Source organism: Novosphingobium sp. ES2-1, from assembly GCF_015169775.1.
In the GTDB taxonomy this organism is placed as follows: Bacteria; Pseudomonadota; Alphaproteobacteria; order Sphingomonadales; family Sphingomonadaceae; genus Novosphingobium; species Novosphingobium subterraneum.
The window spans coordinates 1,286,789-1,307,178 of record NZ_CP063445.1; the positions used below are offsets into that span (position 1 = coordinate 1,286,789).

Genomic DNA, 20,390 nt, shown 5'->3' on the forward strand with positions numbered 1-20,390 from the left:
ACCGGCACTGCGCGGGCGATGGCCGAGGCCGCCGCCAGCGGGGCTGAAACCGAAGGTGCCTATCGATTGATCGAGGCCGCTTCCGCCGTACCCGAGCACCTGTTCGGTGCGGCGGGCTATCTGTTCTGTTGCCCCGAGAACCTGGGTTCGATGACCGGGGAGATGAAGGCATTCTTCGATCGGTGCTATTACCCTTTGCTCGGCAGGATCGAGGGCCGGGCCTATGCGGCCATGATTGCAGCCGGCACGGACGGAAGCGGCGCGGAACGTCAGCTTGATCGTATTGTGACCGGGTGGCGGCTCAGGCGGGCGGCAGAACCTCTGATCGTTAAAACAGGCGCACAGACGCCCGAAGAGATCCTTGGCCCTAAGCGTGTGCCTGAGGCACTATTGCACGATTGCCGAAATCTTGGACGGGCTTTGGCGGCGGGTCTCGCATTGGGAGTTTTCTAAAGCTTTCGAGCTTATGGACCAAAACCAAGCTTTCCCGGATGCACCGTGACTCGACGCATCCGGAGGACTGTGCAAATTGGGGCCGTGGCTGAAAGGTGGGCAAGTGGACGCGAGTGACCGGTCTGCAGTTTGCGCACCCATTGCAGCCCTTCTTTACAGGGCCGAAATGCTGCCAGCCCTCGCCGATATTCTGGCTGGCCCGGAGCGTGGCTTCGGATATTCGGCATCCCACGTGCCCGATGCCTCGGAAGGCTGGGTGGAACTGCTTGCCAGCGGACTGACCTTCGATCTGCACGGTTTGAAGGACGGGCCACCTGCAGCGGCACCACCCATCGCTACTGCCCTTGGTCTTGCCCAACCGGATCTTGGCGAGATGCGATGGCTGACGCTTGCACCTGGGCCACACCTCGCAGGTGCCGGCGGCCTCTTGCCGGTCATCCGAGTCGCGGCGATGCTTCTGACTGAGCTTGCGCAATTGAGCCAGGCGGAAGGGATTTCGTGGATTCCCGCCCATCTGGTTCTAAAACCGGGATTATTCAGGCAAGCCGTGTTGCCATGGCTGGAGGGCGGACCTTTCCCGGCTCCAGCCTTTGTCGCAATGTATCGCCTGGACGATGGCTCGATGGCGTCTCGCGGGCTTAATCTGTTGATGGGGCAGGAATTTATCCTGAAAGCAGGCAATTCTGCAGATCCGTCGCTGCTGGCTCGCACCGCTGTTCGGCTGGTTGATTGGCTGGTCGCCCATGGCCCCGTTCTGCAGCCGACACGGGCAATTCTTGCCGGAACGGGGGCAGTCAGTCTTGAGGCGGAGTCCGGCAGTCCTATCCTTGCCCGGTGCGACTGAAACGGAACCAATTTCAACCTGAAAGGGCCTCTCTGCCGTTCGGCAGCGTGAATATCCCTGGCCAGGCAGGATATTGCCCGGACCAGCAGCGCCATCACCTCGTTCCCCGTCAGGTTCTGAGTCTTCCGGCCTTCCGGAGAATGATCGATACGCTTGGCCACGAACGAATCGGGATTCACGACTTCCGCCGCAACGGCCAATTGTTGCCCGGGTCCGAACACGCGGCGCTGCGCGCAGGGTTGCCACTCCATCGCGGCCCGCACCGTGCCTATAACCAACTGGTAATCGAGCGAATCGGTCAGATCGAAGCGGATTGGTCTCTTGCCCGACGCAAGGGTTCGGCAACGGCCGATTTCACCGCCCTGATGCGCTTTGACTTGCTGCAGCGCGCGTTGCGCCGGCGCTTCCTCGATCCACGCAATTGGTCGCGCATGCCATTGAACACGCGCGACCCGTCGCTCGATTTCAGCCATCTCGACGACATGGCCCAGCTGTTCTGGACAGATACGGCAGTCGTGGCGCGAGCGAACTAGACCTGAATCAACGCAGGAACGCGGCAGAATTTTCCGTCAGTCTCGCTGCTGCCTCGCGATATTCCCGCTCGAGCCGGTCCACGCGGCTTGCGACCGGTTCGACAGCGGTGACGGCACCGATGCCCTGGCCGGAACCCCAGATATCCTTCCAGGCCTTGGCGTCGGTATTGCCGCCCGATCCGAAATTCATCTTGCTCGGGTCACTTTCGGGAAGGTTATCGGGATCGAGCCCTGCGTTGACGATCGAGGAGCGCAGATAGTTGCCGTGAACGCCGGTGAAGAGGTTCGAGTAGACAATATCGTCGGCCCGGCTGTCCACGATGGCCTGCTTGTAGGCCGCATTGGCATTGGCTTCCTCGGTCGCGATCCAGGCAGAGCCGATATAGGCAAAGTCAGCACCAAGCGCCTGTGCGGCAAGCACCGAACGCCCATGGGCAATCGCGCCCGAAAGTGCGACGAGTCCATCGAACCATTCGCGGATTTCCTGCATCAGTGCAAAAGGCGATTGCGCCCCCGCATGGCCACCAGCGCCTGCGGCAACCGGGATGAGGCCATCGGCACCTTTCTCGATTGCCTTGCGGGCGAAGCGATCATTGATGACGTCGTGCAGGACAATGCCGCCCCAGCCATGGGCCGCGTTGTAGACATCCTCGCGCGCACCCAACGAGGTGATGAGCATGGGCACCTGCCACTTTGCACAGAGCGCCATGTCTTCGTCGAGGCGGTTGTTGGTCTTGTGGACAATCTGGTTCACGGCGAACGGGGCAGCCGGGCGGTCAGGGTTGGCGCGGTTATGGGCGGCAAGTTCCTCGGTAATCTGATGCAGCCATTCGTCGAGCTGGCTGATCGGGCGCGCGTTGAGCGACGGGAACGATCCGACAATGCCTGCCTTGCACTGGGCGATGACCAGTTCCGGGCAGGAGATGATGAACAGGGGCGACGCGATAACAGGCAGACGCAGGTTTGCGAACAGCGGGGGCAGGGGCATTCAGCGCGTGTCCTTCACAAGGTTCTTAATCGAGCAGTTAAAATGCTAGGTGATGACACGTCGCCTGTCTAGGGGAGCATGTCCTCAATGCCGTAGAAGCGGGCGGCAGTGCCGGCAAAAAGCGCGCGTTTGTCACTCTCGGACGCGCCATGGGCCAGTCGCTTGAAGGCATTCCACAGCACGGTGTAGCTGGCGCCCCATTTGTCGACGGGGTAATTGCTTTCGAACATCGCCCGCTCCGGCCCGAAGGCTTCGATGCAGGTTTCGATATAGGGGCGCCACATGGCTGCCAGTGTCTCCGAGGACAGCCCCGCCATCGGGCCTTGCTCGGGAAGTCCGCAGAACGACATGGCAAGACCGCCAAGCTTGATCGTGACATTAGGGCATTCGGCAATCTGCCGGATCATGCTCCGCCAGCTATCGAAGCGCTCGTGCAGCCTGCCGTGATAGCTTGCGGTGCCGAGCGGGGTGCCGCAGTGATCGAGGCAGATCGGCTGGTCCGGAAACGCGCGGGCAAGGCTGAGCACATCACCCAGTTGCGGCTCCAGCAGCCAGGCATCGAAAGTGAGGCCAAGCTCGCCGAGGTGGCGGAAGCCTTCACGGAACCTCTCCGATAGATAAAGCTCAGGCGGCGCATGGAACGGCGGCCCGAGTACGTCAGGATTGGCATCCCAGGCGCCCTGGTGGCGAATGCCGCGAAATCGCCCGTTACCTGCCTGCGCGAGCGCTTCGAGGACAGGACGTGCTGCATCGCCCAATTGCAAGTCGGCATGGCCGATCATCACGGCACAAGGGCGGAAGTTTCCGTAAAGGCCGCTCGCACCTTGTGCGGCGATGCCGTTCACAAACTCGACTTCGCCCACCGGCTTCATCGCGGGTTCCGCATTGGCGCGGTAGAAGGCGCCGCATTCCATGTAGACCGTGGCTACCACGTTATGGCCACCACGCGCATCGGCCAGCAGCTGGTCGAACGTGTAATAGGCCGAGTGCGTCAGCGTCTCGATGAAAGGATGGCGGGGCTGCGGGAAAGCCGCGATCAGCGGGCGCAAGTCCCACAGATGGTGATGCGGATCAATGATCGGCAGGTCGGGTTCGAGAATCGCTTCGTCGGCCATAAAGTCCTGTCCCGTTGCGCGCCTCTTGCGGGCACGGGCAGACTATGGCGCAAGGATCTGCGCGGGCAAGCGGGTATTTAAGCGATCGGTTGAACGGGCGGCCGCGGAGGCCGCCCATTTAGCGCTCATGCAGCAGCGTTTGCTGCGCTGAGAACCGCGCGAACCGAAGCGGTCGCCACGTCTTCATCGATGCCGACGCCCCAGATCGTGCGGCCATCGGCGGTCTTGCATTCGACGTAGGCTGCGGCGCGGGCATTGCTGCCGGCACCCATCGCATGCTCGGAATAGTCGGTGATGTCGATCTCGACCCCGAAGCCGTCCTTGAGCGTGGCGACGACCGAGGAAATCAGGCCGTTGCCGCGTCCGGATACCGACTGGACCTTGCCATCGACTTCGATCTTGCCGGCGAAGATGCGTGTGCCATCAGGGCCCCGCGCCTCCTCATAGTCGACCAGCTGGAAGTGCTGCGGCGCATCGAGTCGATAGGCCTTGCGGAACACGCCCCAGATGTCTGCCGCCTGCAGTTCGCGGCCCAGTTCGTCGGCCAGCTCCTGGACATGGCGCGAGAAGTGCGCCTGCATTTTCTTGGGCAGCTTGAGGCCTTGGTCCTGTTCGAGCACCCAGGCAAAGCCGCCCTTGCCGGACTGCGAATTCACGCGGATCACCGCTTCATAGCTGCGGCCGAGATCCGCCGGATCGATTGGCAGGTAGGGGATTGCCCAAAGCTCGTCGTTGCGCTGCTCCTGCGCTGCGAAGCCCTTCTTGATCGCGTCCTGGTGGCTGCCGGAAAACGCGGTGAAGACCAATTCGCCGCCATAGGGATGGCGGGGATGGACAGGCAGCTGGTTGCAGTATTCGACCGTCTGGATCACCTCATCGATGTCCGAGAAGTCCAGTTCAGGGTCGATCCCCTGCGTATACATGTTGAGGCCGACGGTGACGAGGCAGCAGTTGCCGGTGCGCTCGCCATTGCCGAAAAGACACCCCTCGACGCGATCGGCCCCAGCCATGAGGCCGAGCTCGGCCGCGGCGACACCAGTGCCCCGATCGTTGTGGGTGTGCAGACTGATCACTGCACGATCGCGGTTCGGCAGGTTGCGGCAAAAGTACTCGATCTGATCGGCGTAGATGTTGGGCGTCGCCGCCTCGACCGTCGCCGGCAGGTTCAGGATGATCGGCTTGTCCGTCGTCGGCTGGAGAATCTCCATCACGGCCTCGCAGCACTCGATGCTGAAATCGAGTTCGGCGGTGGAGAAAGTCTCCGGGCTGTACTCGAAGTGCCAGTCGGTCTGCGGGAAACGAGCGGCCTGATCACGCAAGTGCTTGGCCCCGGCAATGGCGATCTCGCGCACGTCCTTTTGGTCCATGCCGAACACCACGTTCCGCCACAGCGGCGAAACCGCGTTGTAGACGTGGACGATCGCCTGCTTGGCTCCGGCCAGGCTTTCGAACGAGGTCTTGATCAGGTCTTCGCGCGACTGGGTGAGGACCTGCACGAAGACGTCATCGGGGATGCGGCCGGAATCGACCAGGCCCCGGATGAAATCATACTCGGTGGCCCCGGCCGACGGGAAGCCGACTTCGATTTCCTTCAGCCCAACCTTGAGCAGAAGGTCGAAGAACCGGCTCTTCTTTTCCGCGTCCATGGGATCGATCAGCGACTGGTTGCCGTCGCGCATGTCGGTTGAAAGCCAACGCGGCGCCTTGGTGATCGTACGGCCGGGCCATTGGCGGTTGGGCAGGTCGATCTGCGGGAACGGACGGTACTTGGCCGAAGGGTTCTTGAGCATGGTCATGAGAGTGCACTCGAATTTTCTGGATTTTGGCGGTTGAGCTTCTGATCCCCTGGGCGCCGTGCGCGCCGGGAGTCCCCGCGCGTCAGCTCACGCCCAAGGGCGGATAAGTCGCAGGGTAAGGTCCAGTCGAGCGGTCATGCCACAAGCCTATGGTGAATCGCAGGCCACTTGTCCAGAATGAATGCAAGCAGACCGGGAGAGAAGAGCCATGAATATTGCGCCGTTCACCGTCGAGATACCGCAAGCCGCGATCGAAGACCTGAACCGGCGCATCGACATGACGCGGTGGCCGGAGAGGGAAACGGTTGACGATTGGTCGCAAGGCGTGCCGCTCGCCGCACTGCAGGATTTTGTCGCCTACTGGCGTCATGAATATGATTGGTACGCTTGCCAGCAGAAGCTCAACGACTGGGGCATGTTCGAAACCGAGATCGATGGCGTAATCATCCGGTTCCTGCACTTACGCTCGCCCCACGCAGGCGCGCGGCCTTTGCTCCTGACCCACGGCTGGCCTGGCTCGATCCTCGAGTTTCGCCGTTGCATCGCCCCGTTGTCCCAGCCGGAGGAGCATGGCGGCGCGGCGCGGGATGCCTTTCATCTCGTGATCCCGTGCCTGCCAGGCTACGGGTTCTCTGGCAAACCCACGGTCAAGGGCTGGAGCGTTCAGAAAATCGCGCAAAGCTGGGGCGAATTGATGCGGCGGCTCGGCTATGACAGGTGGCTGGCGCAAGGTGGCGATTGGGGCTCGGCAGTGACGACTGCGCTCGGCGCGCTGAAGGTCGACGGATGCGCCGGCATCCATCTCAACATGCCGATCGCAACACCGCTGCCCGAGGATATGGCCGCGCTCGGCCCCGACGAGATGAAGGCGCTCGAGCGTTTGCAACATTATCAGGAGTGGGATTCAGGCTACTTCAAGCAGCAATCCACCCGCCCTCAGACGGTCGGCTACGGATTGGTGGATTCGCCTGCGGGCCTCGCGGGCTGGATTTACGAGAAGATGTGGGCCTGGACCGACAATGCCGGGCGTGCCGAGGATGCCCTGAGCCGCGACGACATTCTCGATAATCTCATGTTGTACTGGTTGACTGCTACGGGCGCATCGTCGGCCCGTCTATATTGGGAGAGTTTCGGCAGTTTCAGCCCTGTGCAGATCGACATCCCTGTTGCCGTCAGCGCGTTCCCCAAGGAGATCATCCCGGCCCCGCGCAAGTGGTTCGAGAGGACATGCTCTAAGCTGGTTTATTGGGGCGAACAGGAGAAGGGTGGGCACTTCGCCGCGTGGGAGCAGCCCGAAGCTTTCGTGAAAGAGCTTCGGGCCGCGTTTTCGCTGATGCCTTGAACGCTTACTTCTTTTCGAAGGCGACAGTGATGTCGAGCTTCACTTCGTCGGATACGAAGGGAACGCCGTACTTCACGTTGAAGTCCGAACGCTTGAGCGTGGCCTTCCCGTGGAAGCCGAGCGTGGCAGCCTTGTTGAAGGGGTTGGTGCCGGCACCGGCAAAGGTCGCGTCAATGGTCACCGGCTTGGTCACGCCATTCAGGGTAAGGTCGCCAGTGATCTTCGCGCTCATGCCATCGGCGCCTGGCGCCACGCTGGTCGAAACGAACGTCGCGTCGGCCGGAGCCGCACCGAAAAAGTCGGTGGGCTTGCCGTCAGCTGCCGGCTTGAGCAGGTGGGCAGTGAGTCCGCTGCTGGCCGTCATGACCTTGCTGACCGGAATCTTGACCGAAACCTTGGCAGCGGCGGGATTGGCCGGGTCGATGTCAAGCGTGCCCGAAACGTCGCCGAACAGGCCGAAGTAATCGTTGAAGCCGAAATGGTTCACGCGCCACCCCACCAGTGAGTGGCCGGCATCGGCAGTGTAGGAGCCCGCCACGACACGCGCCTTGTCGGCCTTGCCAGGGGCCTCCGGCATCTGCGCTACCATCGGCGCGGCCGCAGCGGCGAGAGCGAGGGGAAGGGCGAGCAAAAGGGGGCGTGGCATACGAGAGAGCTTCGGCATCGGGATCTCCTTGGGGAGGATAAGGAGCGCCTTGGTTGCCAAAGTGCTGTGATCGACGCAAGTAAAAGTCCCGGCGTCGTAGCGTAAGCCTGCGCGGCTATCCGCAGCGCGCCGCCATCAGGCGTCCGGCATCATCAACGATCAGGTTGAGGCGATTTTCGCGGCGATCCTGCGTGATAATTGCTCCCGGCCGGATCACGCGGATGCGGTCGTGTCCGATGGTTTTGATCAGGGCTGCCTGTGACTGGGGCGAAAACATCGCGCCAACCAGCTTTTGCGCAGAACGCTGGCCGCAAGTGTCGACCAATCCGGCTTCGGTCCTGACAACGGGGGGTATCGGCCGCTGCGCCATATCCTTGGCCGCGGCAAGAACTGGCCCGGCATCAAGGCAAAACGCGGCGGCACAAAGCGTCAGCCGGGGTACAAGGCGGAATCGTGTGATCATTTTCTCCAGATCGGAGTGATATAGATCACATTTCTGTCGTCCACTGCATTCGTCGATGCCTGTCGTGCACTAAAAGAAAGGGCGACCGAAGCCGCCCTTTCCAAAAGTTTCGAATTGATTGGGAAGATCAGTTCTTCGACTGATCGACCAGCTTGTTCGCTCCGATCCACGGCATCATCGCACGCAGCTTTGCACCGGTTTCCTCGATCTGGTGGCGCTTGGCGAGACCGCGGGCGGCTTTCAGCTCGGGCTGGCCGGCGCGGTTGTCGAGCACGAAGTCCTTCACGAAGCGGCCCGACTGAATGTCGGCGAGAACCCGCTTCATTTCCTTCTTGGTCTCTTCAGTGATGATGCGCGGACCGGTCTTGATGTCGCCGTATTCGGCGGTGTTCGAGATCGAGTAGCGCATGTTCGCGATGCCGCCTTCATAAAGCAGGTCGACGATCAGCTTCAGTTCGTGGAGGCATTCGAAGTAGGCCATTTCCGGTGCATAGCCGGCTTCGACCAGGGTTTCGAAACCGGCCTGGATCAGCGCGGTGGTGCCACCGCACAGCACGGCCTGCTCGCCGAAGAGGTCGGTCTCGCATTCTTCGCGGAAGTTGGTTTCGATGATGCCGCTGCGGCCACCGCCGACGCCCGAGGCATAGGCGAGTGCAACGTCATGGGCGTTGCCGGTCACGTTCTGATGCACCGCGATCAGGCAGGGCACGCCGCCGCCACGCTGGTATTCGCTGCGCACGGTGTGGCCAGGGCCCTTCGGCGCAATCATGATCACATCGATGTCGGCGCGCGCTTCGATCAGGCCGAAGTGGATGTTGAGGCCGTGCGCAAATGCCAGTGCCGCACCAGGCTTCATGTTGGCGTGCAGGTCATCGGCATAGATCGCGGCCTGATGCTCGTCCGGTGCCAGGATCATCAGAATGTCGGCCCATGCAGCAGCATCGGCATTTGCCAGAACCTTGAAGCCGGCAGCTTCGGCCTTCTTGGCGCTGGCTGAACCCGGGCGCAGCGCGATCGCCACGTCCTTGACGCCCGAGTCGCGCAGGTTCTGCGCGTGGGCATGGCCCTGCGAGCCATAGCCGAGGATCGCGATCTTCTTGTCGGTGATGAGGTTCAGATCGCAGTCTGCGTCGTAATAGACCTTCATGTCGTTCCCAATCTTTGATGAATTCGTGAAAGGATAAGCGGTGAAATTCAGGCGGCGGTGGCGCCGCGGATCATGCCGACGATGCCGGTGCGTCCAACTTCGACGAGGCCGAGTTCCTTCATCAGGCTGACGAAGCTGTCGATCTTGTCGGGCGCCCCGGTGAGTTCGAAAATGAAGCTCGAGGTCGTGGTATCGACCACCTTGGCGCGGAATACGTCAGCCAGGCGCAGCGCCTCGACGCGGTTCTCGCCCTTGCCGGACACCTTGACCAGCGCCAGTTCACGCTCGACGAAGGGGCCCACTTCGGTGAGGTCGGTGACCTTGTGCACCGGTACCAGTCGTTCAAGCTGCGCGCGGATCTGGTCGATGACCGGCGGGGGCCGTGCGTCACGATGGTGATGCGGCTGACGTCGTGGCCATCGGTGATGTCGGCCACGGTCAGGCTGTCGATATTGTAGCCGCGCGCGGTGAACAGGCCGGCGATCTTGGCGAGAATGCCCGCTTCGTTGTCGACCGTGATGGTGAGGACGTGGCGCTCCTGCGCCTCCTGAGCGATGTGCATCATTGTTCCGGTGTCCCTCAGACCAGCGCCTTGGCTTCGTCGTCCATCGTGCCGGCGACTTCGTCCCCGTAGAGGATCATGTCGGTATGTGCAGCCCCCGACGGGATCATCGGGAAGCAATTGGCCTCCTTGGCGACGAGGCAATCGACAAAGACCGGACCGTCATGGTCGATCATCGCCTGGATGCCCGCGTCCAGCTCACTTTCGTCGGTGATGCGGATGCCCTTCCAGCCATAGGCTTCGGCAAGGCGAACGAAGTCGGGCAGGCTGTCCGAATAGGAGTTGGAGTAACGGCTCTCGTAGGTCAGCTCCTGCCACTGGCGGACCATGCCCATCCATTCATTGTTGAGCACGAAGACCTTGACCGGAAGACGATACTGCGTGGCCGTGCCCAGCTCCTGAATGTTCATCTGGATCGAGGCGTCGCCGGCGATATCGATGACCAGCGTCTCGGGGAAGCCCGCCTGCGCGCCGATGGCGGCGGGAAGGCCGTAGCCCATCGTGCCGAGACCGCCCGAGGTCAGCCACTTGTTGGGCTTCATGAAGTGGAAATATTGCGCCGCCCACATCTGGTGCTGGCCGACTTCGGTCGAGATGATCGGCTCGAGATGCTTGGTCAGCTCGTACAGACGTTCGACCGCGTACTGCGGCATGATCGCCTTGGACTTGCGCGGGTAGGCAAGGCTCTTCCTGCCACGCCAGCCATCGATGCGCGCATACCATCCCGTGAGGTCCTGCGCCTTGTAGCCACGCTCCAGCCACGCTTCGATCAGCTGCCCGAGAACCTTGCCGCAATCGCCGATCACCGGCAGGTCCACGGCGACGGTTTTGTTGATCGACGCGCGGTCAATATCGATGTGGATCTTCTTCGAATTGGGCGCGAAGGCATCGAGGCGGCCCGTGACACGGTCATCGAAGCGGGCGCCGACGCAGACGATAAGGTCGGCCTGGTTCATCGTCAGGTTGGCTTCGTAGGTGCCGTGCATGCCGAGCATGCCGAGCCATGCCGGATGATCCGCCGGAAATGCGCCCAGACCCATCAGGGTCGACGTGACGGGCGCGCCGGTCAGCGCTTGCAGCTCGCGCAGCAGGCGCGCGGCTTCGGGACCGGAATTGATCATGCCGCCACCGGTGTAGAACACCGGTGCCTTGGCCTGGGCGATCATTTCGATCGCCTCGGCGATCTCGCTGGCGCCGCCTTCGGTCTGGGGCGAATAGCGGTTGCGCTGCTGCGGCGCCGCGCTGCTCCACGTCGCCGTCGCGATCTGCACATCCTTGGGAATGTCGATCACGACCGGGCCTGGACGACCCTCGGTGGCAATGCGGAACGCCTCGTCGATGGTCGCGGCAAGCTGCGACGGGTCCTTCACCAGATAGTTGTGCTTGGTGCAGTGGCGCGTGATGCCGACCGTATCGGCTTCCTGGAATGCGTCGGACCCGATCAGGCCGGTGGGGACCTGCCCGGTGATCACGACCATCGGGATCGAATCCATGAAGGCGTCGGCAATGCCGGTGACAGCATTCGTCGCGCCAGGACCGGAGGTGACGAGCACGACACCGGGCTTGCCGGTAGCGCGCGCATAGCCTTCGGCGGCGTGGGCCGCGCCGGCTTCATGGCGGACGAGGATGTGGCGGATGCGTTCATCGCCGAACAGCGCATCGTAGATCGGCAGTACCGCGCCGCCGGGATAGCCGAACACGAATTCGACGCCCTTGGCGACAAGGCTTTCGACCAGGATCTCGGCGCCGCTGCGCTCGCTTGTCACGTTACTTCATCCTTCTTCGCGTGACCGGGCCGATAGACCCGATGCTTCGCTGAAAAAACAAAAAACCATCAAAAATTTCGGCCCGGCTGCAGCTTGGCTGCGCCGGGCCGTCTCTCCCTCTCGGGTGCTTGATCGGCATGCAAGATGGATCAGGCAATTGACGGCCTGCTACTTGACATAAAAGGTGGTGTCAAGCGGCTAACCGCGCAATAAACTTGCTGCATAGTCGAAGTCAATGGAATTTTCGTACGTCAAGCGTGGCCAACTGCCGGGATTCTGGTTCTTCAGCCAGGTATACTGCCGCTTGGCGTAGTTCCTCGTCGCCTGCTGCCCTGCGGAAACTGCCTGATCTTGAGACATTTCACCGCGCAGGAATGCGGCGATCTCCGGCACGCCGATTGCTCGCATGACCGGACACGATTCGGGCAGGCCCCGGGCCAGCAGCGCTTCGACCTCGTTGAGTGCACCGCCCTGCCACATCAGTTCAAAGCGCAGATCGCAGCGGCAATAAAGCCACTGCCGCTCGGGCAGGAGAATGATCGGCGCGAGGTCCACCCCGTTGCCGATCCCGCCGACACGCTGCTGCTGCCAATGTGCGAGGGAATACCCGGTCGAACGCACCACCTCAAGCGCGCGGGTCACGCGTTGCACATCGGCAGGACCAAGCAGTGCAGCGCGCGCCGGGTCTTCCTCGCGCAAAGCGGCATATGCGACCTCAACCGGCAGAGCTCGCACCTCCGCACGAACAGCAGGGTCGATGTCCGGTACCGGTGCAATGCCGTGGAGCAGGGTGTTTATGTACATGCCCGTCCCGCCGACGAGGAGCGGCATCGCACCGCGTTCGTGGGCTGAAGCGATCTCAACCTTGGCGGCTGTTGCCCAGTCTGCCGCCGAGCAGGGCTGCGCACCATCCCACGCGCCGAACAGGACATGCGGCACGCCCTGCATTTCCTCCTCCGACGGCCTTGCACTCAACACGCGCAGATCAGCATAGACCTGCGCGCTGTCGGCATTGATAACCACTGCCTCGCGGCCCTGCTCTCGCAGCCTGAGGGCGAGCTTCACAGCGAGATCGCTCTTGCCGCTTGCCGTCGGCCCTGCGATTAGCGCCACGCGTGGCCGGTCAGCCGCGTCGTGCACTGTGCTTTCAGAAAAGGATTCCCCGTTGATCATCGTGCGCCTGATAGCAGACCCTGAGACACTTGGTGACAATCTCTCGCTTGCGATGGAAATGATCGAGGCGCGCGATTGGGAAGTGGCAGGCGCCGGGATGCTCGACTTCTGTGAGGACGTGCTCGAACTCGAAGTCGTCGAAGGCAATCCCGCAGGCATCCGCAAGATCCTGGACCAGTGCTTCCCCGATAGCGACCTGCTGCTCTCCAACGGCCTGATCGAAGTGCCAAGCCTGTTCGTTTCCGACATGGATTCGACCATGATCGAGCAGGAATGCATCGACGAACTGGCGGATTTCGCCGGACTCAAGGACCGCATCGCGGCAATCACGGAACGCGCGATGCAGGGAGAGCTCGATTTCGAATCCGCCCTGCGCGAACGCGTCGGCTTGCTCAAGGACCTGCCTGAGACCGCAATCGCGCAGTGCCTCGAGGAGCGCATTCGCCCGATGCCGGGTGCTCGGACGCTCGTTTCGACGCTCAAGGCTCGTGGCTGCCATACCGTACTGGTCACGGGCGGCTTTCATTCCTTCGCCGATCCGGTGGCGGAACTGCTCGGGTTCGATCGCGTGGTCGGCAACCGCCTCGGCCTGCACGAAGGCATGCTGACTGGCGGGCTCGTTGGTGGAATCGTGGATAGTTCGGTGAAGAAGAAGGTCCTGCTCGAAGAGTCAGAGCGCCTTGGCAGCGAAGTGTTCAGCCTTGCGACCGGCGATGGCGCCAATGACATTCCGATGATCGAAGCTGCAAGCTACGGCATCGCCTATCGCGCCAAGCCCAAGGCCCGCTCTGCCGCCGACGGCTGGGTCGACCGCGGTGATCTGACCTCGATCCTGTCGCTCTTCGGCATTGCCCGTCAGGACTGGGTCTTCGACTGATCAGGCAAAGGCGGGCGTGCTGCGTCGTCTGTACGCCAGCACGCGAACCAGCAGCGCCATCAGGGCGAGCGTCGTCATCGTCAGGCCGATGGCGCGCGTCTCCGGCATTGGAATGCGCTTGGCGTAAGCCAGCGTGAAGATTAGCCAGATCACGTGGATGCCCGTTGTGTGCAGGCGTTTCCAGTTCCGGCCGAGTGCGCGCATCGCAGCGCTGCTTGAGGTCAACGCCATGGCGAGAATGAACAGGTAGGCCAAGCTTCCCGGGACAAGCGATGCCAACGTGCGCGGTTCCGGATCGAGGCTGACTGCGACGACCAGCGCCACGAGGTGGACGGTGTGGCTTGCCGCAAAGCCAAGGCCCCACCACCTGCGATCACGAACCAGCGCACGGCTCCACGGGGCGGGGGAAAGGCGAAAGAGCGAGGAGGCGAGGTAGGTCAGGAGGAAAATCGGAAAGCCCACTCGTGCAGTCCAACGTGCGGCGAGGTGCCAACTCTCATGTTGCGTCGTGCCGGCGGCCAGACCCGCAGCCAAGGCCAGCAACGAAAGCGCCAGCCCCAGCGCCATTGGCCACTTCCGTGCCATGTTCCGTTCTCCCCCTACGTTTTTGCTAGTCTGCACTGCACCGTCGGCGCTGGCAAGCAGTGCTCCGGGCACAGCGATTGACGATCTATTTACAGTGCTGTTAGTATTTCGCCGGCAAGAAAACCGGGAGAATCGACGTGAACGCCATGACCGGCGCGTTGAGTGCTGACCTGCCAATCTACGATGAGCGTCGTCCGGAGATGCGGATGCAGCCGCTCAAGGCATGGCACCATTTTCAGAACCTCCTGAAAGACAAGGAAAATACCGAGGAGGTGTTCCACATTTTCGAGGCGCTGCCGTGGCGGAACCTGCGGGGGCGGGCCGAGGCTTTTCTGCGTAGCGAGCGCGGTCAGGCCCTTCGTTTGACCGAGCCCTATCTCCCAGCGATTCTCGATGATCACGCCGCGCTCCGGCAGACGCCTGAGGGTTCTCTGGCCCACGCTTATTGCGACTTCATGGAAAGCGAGGGTCTGACCGCGCAGGGATTGGTCGACGAGTTCGATCGCTTCGCCGCCAAGCGAGAACGCTTCGAGGACCAGTTCCTGTGGTACCTCAACCGCATGCGCGACGTGCACGACATGCTTCACGTGCTGACCGGTTACGGGCGCGATGCACTTGGCGAAGCCTGCGTCCTTGCGTTCACCTACAGCCAGCAGCCGAGCCCGGCACATCTGTTCATCGGCTACATGGCCGGCATGAACATCAATCGCCAGACCAAGCGCAGCGCGCCGGTCCTGCGCGCAGTCCGCGAAGGCCAGCGACTTGGCAAGGCATGCCCGCGGCTGTGCGAACAATCAATCAAGGAACTGCTGCCGCTGCCCATCGAAGAGGTGCGTGCCCGCCTTAACATCACTCCTGCCATGCACTACAAGGAAGCGCACGGCGTCTGGCGCGGCATGGGAATCGATCCCTATGACCTGCTCGGAAAAAATGCGGCTAAGAAGCTCGCCGCCTGACGGTCAGAGGGCTGCGATCAATGCCCGCGCTGCGGCCGGGTTGCGCTGCTTCGCGCCCGCGATGAACAGGATGTAGGCGTCCCTGCCGTTTTGTGCCCAGTCGCGGCCGCGCTTCGCCCACTTGCCGATCGCCGCGGGTTCGTAGCCGGTCTCCCAAGCTTCATTCGACTGCTGCAGCTGCGCGTACGAGAAATTCGCCGTCTGCTCGTCGATCTGCGGAAACTCGGCATCGTCGGAGAATGCAACGGCAAAATTGCGATCGCGGCAGAGGTCAAGGAAAGCTGGATCGCAGAACGATACGTCGCGTACCTCGAGCACGTGTTGCAGCGCCACGCCGTCCTGGCGATCCGGGATCAGGTCAAGAAAGCGCGCAAAGTCCTCGCGTTCAAACCGCTTCCCTTCGCGGAACTGCCACAGGATCGGGCCCAGCCGGTCGCCGAGTGCAGTGAACCCTTGATCAAGGAACTTGCCGACGATCTCCTTGCTGTCCGCCAGCACCTTGCGCCGCATGGTATATTGCAGCGCCTTCAGGCTAAAACGGAAGCCTTCCGGAGTGGCCGCTGCCCAGCGCGCAAAGCTCTCGGGCTTTTGCCGCCGGTAGTAGGTCGCGTTTATCTCGATGCAGCTCAGCCTTGACGCGGCGTATTCAAGTTCTCGCCGGTGCGGGAGGCCCACCGGATAGAAAGCTCCCCCGCGCCAAGGTTCGTAGGTCCACCCGCCGATACCGACGCGGATGGACCCGTGCGTCACGCTTCCATCCAGTCCCGGAAAAAGGCTTCGTTGGCCTCGCGCAGCCTTGCCAGTTCGACGCCCGCTACCTGCGTTCCGCCGACCGTGCCAAGCCTGGTTGCACCTTGGAGAACTTCGCCAGCCTTGGTCGTGACGACATAACGTGACTGATCCTCGCCGAATGCCGAAGCCGTGGTCAGCGCCACGTCGAGCGAGCAGCCCTTGTCACCGGCCAGCGCCATTTCGGTCAGCGCTATGAGCAGGCCGCCGTCCGAGATGTCGTGGACAGCGGTGAGCTTGCCGGCCGCGATCCATTCGCGCACCTGTTCGCCGTTCTTGCGCTCGACAGCAAGGTCTACCGCAGGCGCATCGCCATCTTCGCGGCCATGCACATCACGCAGGTAAAGCGACTGGCCGAGATGCGAGCCTTCATTGCCCACCAGCCAGATAACGTCGCCTTCGTTCTTGAACGGGACGGTGGTCATCACGTCGTGATCAAGCATCAGGCCGACGCCACCGATGGCAGGCGTGGGCAGAATGGCCGAACCACCGCCGGTGGCCTTCGATTCGTTGTAGAGCGAGACGTTGCCCGAGACGATCGGGTAATCCAGCGCGCGGCACGCATCGCCCATGCCGTTCAAGGCCTGGACAATCTGCGCCATGATTTCGGGGCGCTGCGGATTGGCGAAGTTGAGACAGTTGGTGATCGCCAGCGGACGCGCGCCCACCGCGCAGATGTTGCGCCACGTTTCGGCCACGGCCTGCTTGCCGCCTTCATAGGGATCGGCATAGCAATAGCGCGGCGTGCAGTCGGTGCTGATCGCCAGCGCCTTCTTCGAGCCGTGGATGCGCACCACGGCAGCATCGCCGCCCGACTTCTGCAACGTGTCGGCACCAACCTGCGAATCGTATTGCTCGAAGATCCAGCGGCGATTGGCGAGATCGGGGCAGCCGATCAGCTTGACCAGATCGGCGCCAAGGTCCGCGCTCTCCGGCACAGAACCGAGCGGCGCCACGTTAGCCCACGCCTTGTAGTCTGCCAGCGAAAGCGCAGGGCGGTCATAGAGCGGGGCGTCTTCGGCGAGCGGACCCAGCGGAATGTCGCAGACCGTCTCGCCCTTGAACTTCAGCACCATGTGGCCAGTGTCGGTCACTTCGCCGATCACGGCAAAGTCCAGCTCCCACTTGCGGAAGATCGCCTCGGCCATGGCTTCCTTGCCGGGCTTGAGTACCATGAGCATGCGCTCCTGGCTTTCCGAGAGCATCATTTCGTAAGGCGTCATGCCCTCTTCGCGGCAGGGCACCTTGTCCATGTCGAGAATGATGCCAGCCTTGCCGTTGGTCGCCATTTCGACAGAGGACGACGTCAGGCCCGCCGCGCCCATGTCCTGAATGGCGACGATCGCATCGGTCGCCATGAGTTCGAGGCAGGCTTCGATCAGCAGCTTCTCGGTGAAGGGATCGCCCACCTGTACGGTCGGGCGCTTCTCGTCGGACTTCTCGTCGAAGTCGGCAGACGCCATGGTCGCACCGTGGATGCCGTCGCGGCCTGTCTTGGAGCCGACATAGACGATCGGATTGCCTAGGCCCGTGGCCGCCGAATAGAAGATCTTGTCGGTGTCGGCCACGCCCACGGTCATCGCGTTGACGAGGATGTTGCCGTCATAGGCCTTGTGGAAGTTGGTCTCGCCACCGACCGTCGGCACGCCTACGCAGTTGCCATATCCGCCGATGCCCGCGACGACGCCCTGCACAAGGTGCTTCATCTTCGGGTGATCAGGACGGCCAAAGCGCAGCGCGTTCATGTTCGCCACCGGGCGCGCGCCCATGGTGAAGACGTCGCGCAGGATGCCGCCAACCCCAGTTGCCGCGCCCTGATAGGGTTCGATGTAAGAGGGGTGGTTGTGGCTCTCCATCTTGAAGATGGCGGCCTGCCCGTCACCGATGTCGATCACGCCCGCGTTCTCGCCGGGGCCGCAGATCACCCAGGGCGCCGACGTCGGCAGCTTCTTGAGGTGGATGCGGCTCGACTTGTAGGAGCAGTGCTCCGACCACATCACCGAGAAGATCCCGAGCTCGACAAGGTTCGGCTCGCGTCCGAGCGCGTTCAGGACGCGCTGGTACTCTTCCTCGGACAGCCCATGGGCGGCGACGACATCTGGCGTGATTTCGGACATGGCGCGCGCCTTAGCGATGTGGGCGCGTGTAGGCTAGTCCTGTCAGGCGAATTTGAGCGCGATCCATGTTGCTGCCGTAGCGGCCACTGTCGTCGCGAACGTCCCCCAGATCACGTCGATCACGGTCACGTGCACCGGCCAGCGCGCCAGCACGGCCTGGCTGGTCAGATCGTAGGTCATGTAGCACATCGCGCCGAAGATCGCAGCGTTCAGCGCCGTCGCTCCCAGGCCCTGCGACAGGCCTGGCCGGACGGCGAACCACATCATTCCGCCAAGGTAGAGCAGGTAGAACACGATCGCCGGCCCCGCGCGGAATTGCGGCGCCAGCAGATCGCCCAACGCGGGGCGATAGAGCTTTGACCCGGCCCACCCCAGCCACACGGCGTCCATTGCGCCAAACACCGCGGCGGCAGCGACATAGGCGATCACGTATTGCATGGAGTGCAGGTCCCCGACTTGGTGCGGATCGAAGCTTGACCGCGCCCCATGACCCCGTCAATGCTGCCCCAATGGGAACCGCACCTGATATCGCACCAAGCATCGCTGGCCTCAGCTTTGAAGAGGCTCTGAAGGAACTCGAGACAGTCGTGCGGCGGCTGGAAAGCGGCGATGCTCCGCTTGATGAATCGATCGATCTCTATGCCCGCGGCGATGCACTGCGCGCGCACTGCCAGGCGCGGCTCGATGCGGCGCAGGCGCGGATCGAAGCGATCGTGGCCGATCGTGATGGCAAGCCGCAGGGCCTGCGCCCGTTTGACGAAACCCAGGGCTGATCGGAGCTTCCGTCATGGCCGAAACCGGTCTGCTCAAGCCTGCCCTCAAGGCTATCGCCGAAGACATCGACAAGAGCTTCGACCTGCTCCTGCCCGTGCCCGGCGATCCCCGCGACCGGCTTGTCGAAGCCATGCGCTATGCCACGATCGGTGGCGGCAAGCGCGTCCGTCCGCTGCTGGTCTGCGCCACCGCTGCACTGTTCGGCGTTTCTCGCGAAGCCGCGGTCCGGGTCGGCACCGCAATCGAGGCAATCCACGTCTATTCGCTGATCCATGACGATCTGCCGTGCATGGACAATGACGCCTTGCGGCACGGCAAGCCCACTGTGCATCTCGCTTTCGACGATGCTGCGGCGGTCCTTGCTGGCGACGCGCTTCACGATTTCGCGTTCGAAGTCCTGTCCGATCCTGCAACCAGTGGCGATCCGTTCACCCGCATCGAACTGATCCGCACGCTTGCCACGGCCAGCGGCATGAATGGCATGTGCGGCGGGCAGATGATGGACATCGTTGCCGAAACCTCGAGCTTCGACCTGCCCACCGTAACGCGGCTGCAGCAGCTCAAGACGGGTGCGCTGCTTTCCGCCTCGGTTGAGATGGGCGCAATTCTCGGCAAGGTTCCGCCTGAAGGCCGTACGCACTTGCGCGGCTATGCTCGCGACATCGGCCTTGCGTTCCAGATTGCCGACGATCTGCTCGACGCCGAAGGCGACGAAGCCGCGGCGGGCAAGGCCCTGCGCAAGGATGAAGCGCAGGGCAAGGAGACGTTCCTCTCGCTGCTGGGCGCAGAGAGGGCACGCGAACAGGCGCGCATTCTGGTAGAACAAGCGATCGAGTTTCTGGCGAGCTATGGCCCTGAAGCCGATCTCCTGCGCGAACTGGCGCGCTTCATTGTCGAGAGGAATCACTGATGGCGCAGCGCATCGGCGTCTATCCGGGCACGTTCGATCCGATCACGCTCGGCCACCTCGATATCATCCGGCGTGGAGCCAAGCTGGTCGACAAGCTGATCATCGGCGTCACCACCAATCCCTCGAAGAACCCGATGTTCACGCCGGAAGAACGCATGGCCATGGTCAGCCGTGAAGTGGCGGACCAGGGAATCGACAATGTCGAGGTCGTGGGCTTCAATGCGCTGCTGATGAAGTTCGCCCGCGCACAAGGCGCTTCGGTGATCGTGCGCGGGCTGCGCGCCGTTGCGGACTTCGAGTACGAATACCAGATGGCCGGCATGAACCAGCAGCTCGACGCCGAGATTGAGACCGTGTTCCTCATGGCCGACGTCAGCCTTCAGCCCATCGCATCGAAGCTAGTGAAGGAAATTGCGCTTTTCGGGGGCGAGATAGCCGATTTCGTCACGCCAATGGTCCGTGATGAAGTGGTCGCCAGGGTCGAGAAGCTTGGTCGTCTGGGCGACTACTGAAACAGAACGGCAATCGTTCATTGCAGCGACAGCGCGAGAAGC

The 20,390-nt window shown here is 62.5% G+C and carries 22 protein-coding genes and 1 pseudogene; 10 read left to right on the forward strand and 13 right to left on the reverse strand.

Annotated features, from left to right (window positions below):
• The first annotated feature begins 18 nt into the window (after positions 1 to 18).
• The 3 genes from IM701_RS06090 (at position 19) to IM701_RS06100 (ending at position 1,830) form a co-directional block, all read left to right on the forward strand.
• Entirely contained in the window at positions 19 to 453 is a 435-nt protein-coding gene (locus IM701_RS06090; RefSeq protein WP_370584352.1) for a flavodoxin family protein, read from the forward strand.
• 256 nt (positions 454 to 709) lie between these two features.
• Positions 710 to 1,297, forward strand: a complete 588-nt coding sequence (locus tag IM701_RS06095; protein ID WP_193828097.1) for a hypothetical protein — start codon at positions 710 to 712, stop codon at positions 1,295 to 1,297.
• A 47-nt stretch (positions 1,298 to 1,344) separates the two neighbouring features.
• On the forward strand, positions 1,345 to 1,830 hold the full coding sequence (locus IM701_RS06100) for an AHH domain-containing protein (protein WP_230487821.1): 486 nt from the start codon (positions 1,345 to 1,347) through the stop codon (positions 1,828 to 1,830).
• Between the two features lie 7 nt (positions 1,831 to 1,837).
• Here IM701_RS06100 and IM701_RS06105 read toward each other — a convergent pair whose 3' ends face one another.
• From IM701_RS06105 to leuA, 3 genes are all read right to left on the reverse strand, one after another.
• Positions 1,838 to 2,818: a nitronate monooxygenase family protein gene (locus IM701_RS06105; RefSeq protein WP_193828098.1), complete on the reverse strand. Its 981-nt coding sequence runs from the start codon at positions 2,816 to 2,818 to the stop codon at positions 1,838 to 1,840.
• 68 nt (positions 2,819 to 2,886) lie between these two features.
• On the reverse strand, positions 2,887 to 3,933 hold the full coding sequence (locus IM701_RS06110) for an amidohydrolase (protein WP_193828099.1): 1,047 nt from the start codon (positions 3,931 to 3,933) through the stop codon (positions 2,887 to 2,889).
• 125 nt (positions 3,934 to 4,058) lie between these two features.
• Positions 4,059 to 5,729, reverse strand: a complete 1,671-nt coding sequence (gene leuA, locus IM701_RS06115; RefSeq protein ID WP_039331306.1) for a 2-isopropylmalate synthase — start codon at positions 5,727 to 5,729, stop codon at positions 4,059 to 4,061.
• A 208-nt stretch (positions 5,730 to 5,937) separates the two neighbouring features.
• On the opposite strand from leuA, the gene IM701_RS06120 reads away from it, so the two are divergent.
• The gene (locus IM701_RS06120; protein ID WP_193828100.1) at positions 5,938 to 7,071 is read left to right on the forward strand and encodes an epoxide hydrolase family protein; all 1,134 of its coding nucleotides are present in this window, start codon (positions 5,938 to 5,940) and stop codon (positions 7,069 to 7,071) included.
• 4 nt (positions 7,072 to 7,075) lie between these two features.
• Here IM701_RS06120 and IM701_RS06125 read toward each other — a convergent pair whose 3' ends face one another.
• The 4 genes and pseudogenes from IM701_RS06125 to ilvN all read right to left on the reverse strand — a co-directional run bounded on the left by IM701_RS06125 (position 7,076) and on the right by ilvN (position 9,823).
• On the reverse strand, positions 7,076 to 7,735 hold the full coding sequence (locus tag IM701_RS06125; RefSeq protein WP_193828101.1) for a YceI family protein: 660 nt from the start codon (positions 7,733 to 7,735) through the stop codon (positions 7,076 to 7,078).
• Positions 7,736 to 7,832: 97 nt separating this feature from the next.
• Positions 7,833 to 8,180 carry an I78 family peptidase inhibitor gene (locus IM701_RS06130; protein WP_039331301.1) on the reverse strand — a complete coding sequence of 116 codons (348 nt, stop codon included), beginning with the start codon at positions 8,178 to 8,180 and terminating at the stop codon, positions 7,833 to 7,835.
• 127 nt (positions 8,181 to 8,307) lie between these two features.
• Positions 8,308 to 9,327, reverse strand: coding sequence for a ketol-acid reductoisomerase (gene ilvC, locus IM701_RS06135; protein WP_039331297.1), 1,020 nt, complete (start codon positions 9,325 to 9,327; stop codon positions 8,308 to 8,310).
• Between the two features lie 47 nt (positions 9,328 to 9,374).
• Positions 9,375 to 9,823, reverse strand: a pseudogene (ilvN, locus tag IM701_RS06140) (acetolactate synthase small subunit).
• Here ilvN and IM701_RS22245 point away from each other — a divergent pair.
• The gene (locus IM701_RS22245; protein WP_370584370.1) at positions 9,710 to 9,961 is read left to right on the forward strand and encodes a hypothetical protein; all 252 of its coding nucleotides are present in this window, start codon (positions 9,710 to 9,712) and stop codon (positions 9,959 to 9,961) included. The pseudogene ilvN and the gene IM701_RS22245 overlap by 114 nt on opposite strands.
• Here the strand turns inward: IM701_RS22245 and ilvB are convergent.
• Positions 9,907 to 11,655, reverse strand: a complete 1,749-nt coding sequence (ilvB, locus tag IM701_RS06145) for a biosynthetic-type acetolactate synthase large subunit (RefSeq protein WP_193828102.1) — start codon at positions 11,653 to 11,655, stop codon at positions 9,907 to 9,909. The genes IM701_RS22245 and ilvB overlap by 55 nt on opposite strands.
• A 198-nt stretch (positions 11,656 to 11,853) precedes the next feature.
• Entirely contained in the window at positions 11,854 to 12,828 is a 975-nt protein-coding gene (miaA, locus tag IM701_RS06150; RefSeq protein ID WP_193828103.1) for a tRNA (adenosine(37)-N6)-dimethylallyltransferase MiaA, read from the reverse strand.
• On the opposite strand from miaA, the gene serB reads away from it, so the two are divergent.
• Positions 12,821 to 13,705, forward strand: coding sequence for a phosphoserine phosphatase SerB (serB, locus tag IM701_RS06155; RefSeq protein WP_193828104.1), 885 nt, complete (start codon positions 12,821 to 12,823; stop codon positions 13,703 to 13,705). The genes miaA and serB overlap by 8 nt on opposite strands.
• Here the strand turns inward: serB and IM701_RS06160 are convergent, their stop codons facing one another.
• Positions 13,706 to 14,290: a hypothetical protein gene (locus IM701_RS06160; RefSeq protein WP_156135687.1), complete on the reverse strand. Its 585-nt coding sequence runs from the start codon at positions 14,288 to 14,290 to the stop codon at positions 13,706 to 13,708.
• Positions 14,291 to 14,436: 146 nt separating this feature from the next.
• Between IM701_RS06160 and IM701_RS06165 the strand changes: the two genes are divergently transcribed.
• Positions 14,437 to 15,246 carry a Coq4 family protein gene (locus IM701_RS06165; protein ID WP_193828363.1) on the forward strand — a complete coding sequence of 270 codons (810 nt, stop codon included), beginning with the start codon at positions 14,437 to 14,439 and terminating at the stop codon, positions 15,244 to 15,246.
• A gap of 3 nt (positions 15,247 to 15,249) precedes the next feature.
• Here the strand turns inward: IM701_RS06165 and IM701_RS06170 are convergent, their stop codons facing one another.
• Genes IM701_RS06170 through IM701_RS06180 form a run of 3 tightly spaced genes read right to left on the reverse strand, consistent with a single transcriptional unit; the run spans position 15,250 to position 18,590 of the window.
• On the reverse strand, positions 15,250 to 15,996 hold the full coding sequence (locus IM701_RS06170; protein WP_193828105.1) for a DUF72 domain-containing protein: 747 nt from the start codon (positions 15,994 to 15,996) through the stop codon (positions 15,250 to 15,252).
• Positions 15,993 to 18,152: a phosphoribosylformylglycinamidine synthase subunit PurL gene (purL, locus tag IM701_RS06175; RefSeq protein WP_193828106.1), complete on the reverse strand. Its 2,160-nt coding sequence runs from the start codon at positions 18,150 to 18,152 to the stop codon at positions 15,993 to 15,995. Before purL ends, IM701_RS06170 begins: the two co-directional genes overlap by 4 nt.
• 42 nt (positions 18,153 to 18,194) lie before the next feature.
• Positions 18,195 to 18,590 (reverse strand): DUF2177 family protein, encoded by a 396-nt coding sequence (locus tag IM701_RS06180; RefSeq protein ID WP_193828107.1) that lies wholly within the window; start codon positions 18,588 to 18,590, stop codon positions 18,195 to 18,197.
• Between the two features lie 71 nt (positions 18,591 to 18,661).
• On the opposite strand from IM701_RS06180, the gene IM701_RS06185 reads away from it, so the two are divergent.
• The 3 genes from IM701_RS06185 to coaD are packed head-to-tail and all read left to right on the forward strand — an operon-like array spanning position 18,662 to position 20,348.
• A complete protein-coding gene (locus tag IM701_RS06185; protein WP_039331283.1) occupies positions 18,662 to 18,925 on the forward strand; it encodes an exodeoxyribonuclease VII small subunit in 264 nt (87 codons plus the stop codon).
• Between the two features lie 14 nt (positions 18,926 to 18,939).
• Positions 18,940 to 19,836 carry a polyprenyl synthetase family protein gene (locus IM701_RS06190; protein ID WP_193828108.1) on the forward strand — a complete coding sequence of 299 codons (897 nt, stop codon included), beginning with the start codon at positions 18,940 to 18,942 and terminating at the stop codon, positions 19,834 to 19,836.
• The gene (coaD, locus tag IM701_RS06195; protein ID WP_039331280.1) at positions 19,836 to 20,348 is read left to right on the forward strand and encodes a pantetheine-phosphate adenylyltransferase; all 513 of its coding nucleotides are present in this window, start codon (positions 19,836 to 19,838) and stop codon (positions 20,346 to 20,348) included. The genes IM701_RS06190 and coaD overlap by 1 nt, the downstream gene beginning before the upstream one ends.
• Positions 20,349 to 20,390 lie beyond the last annotated feature (42 nt).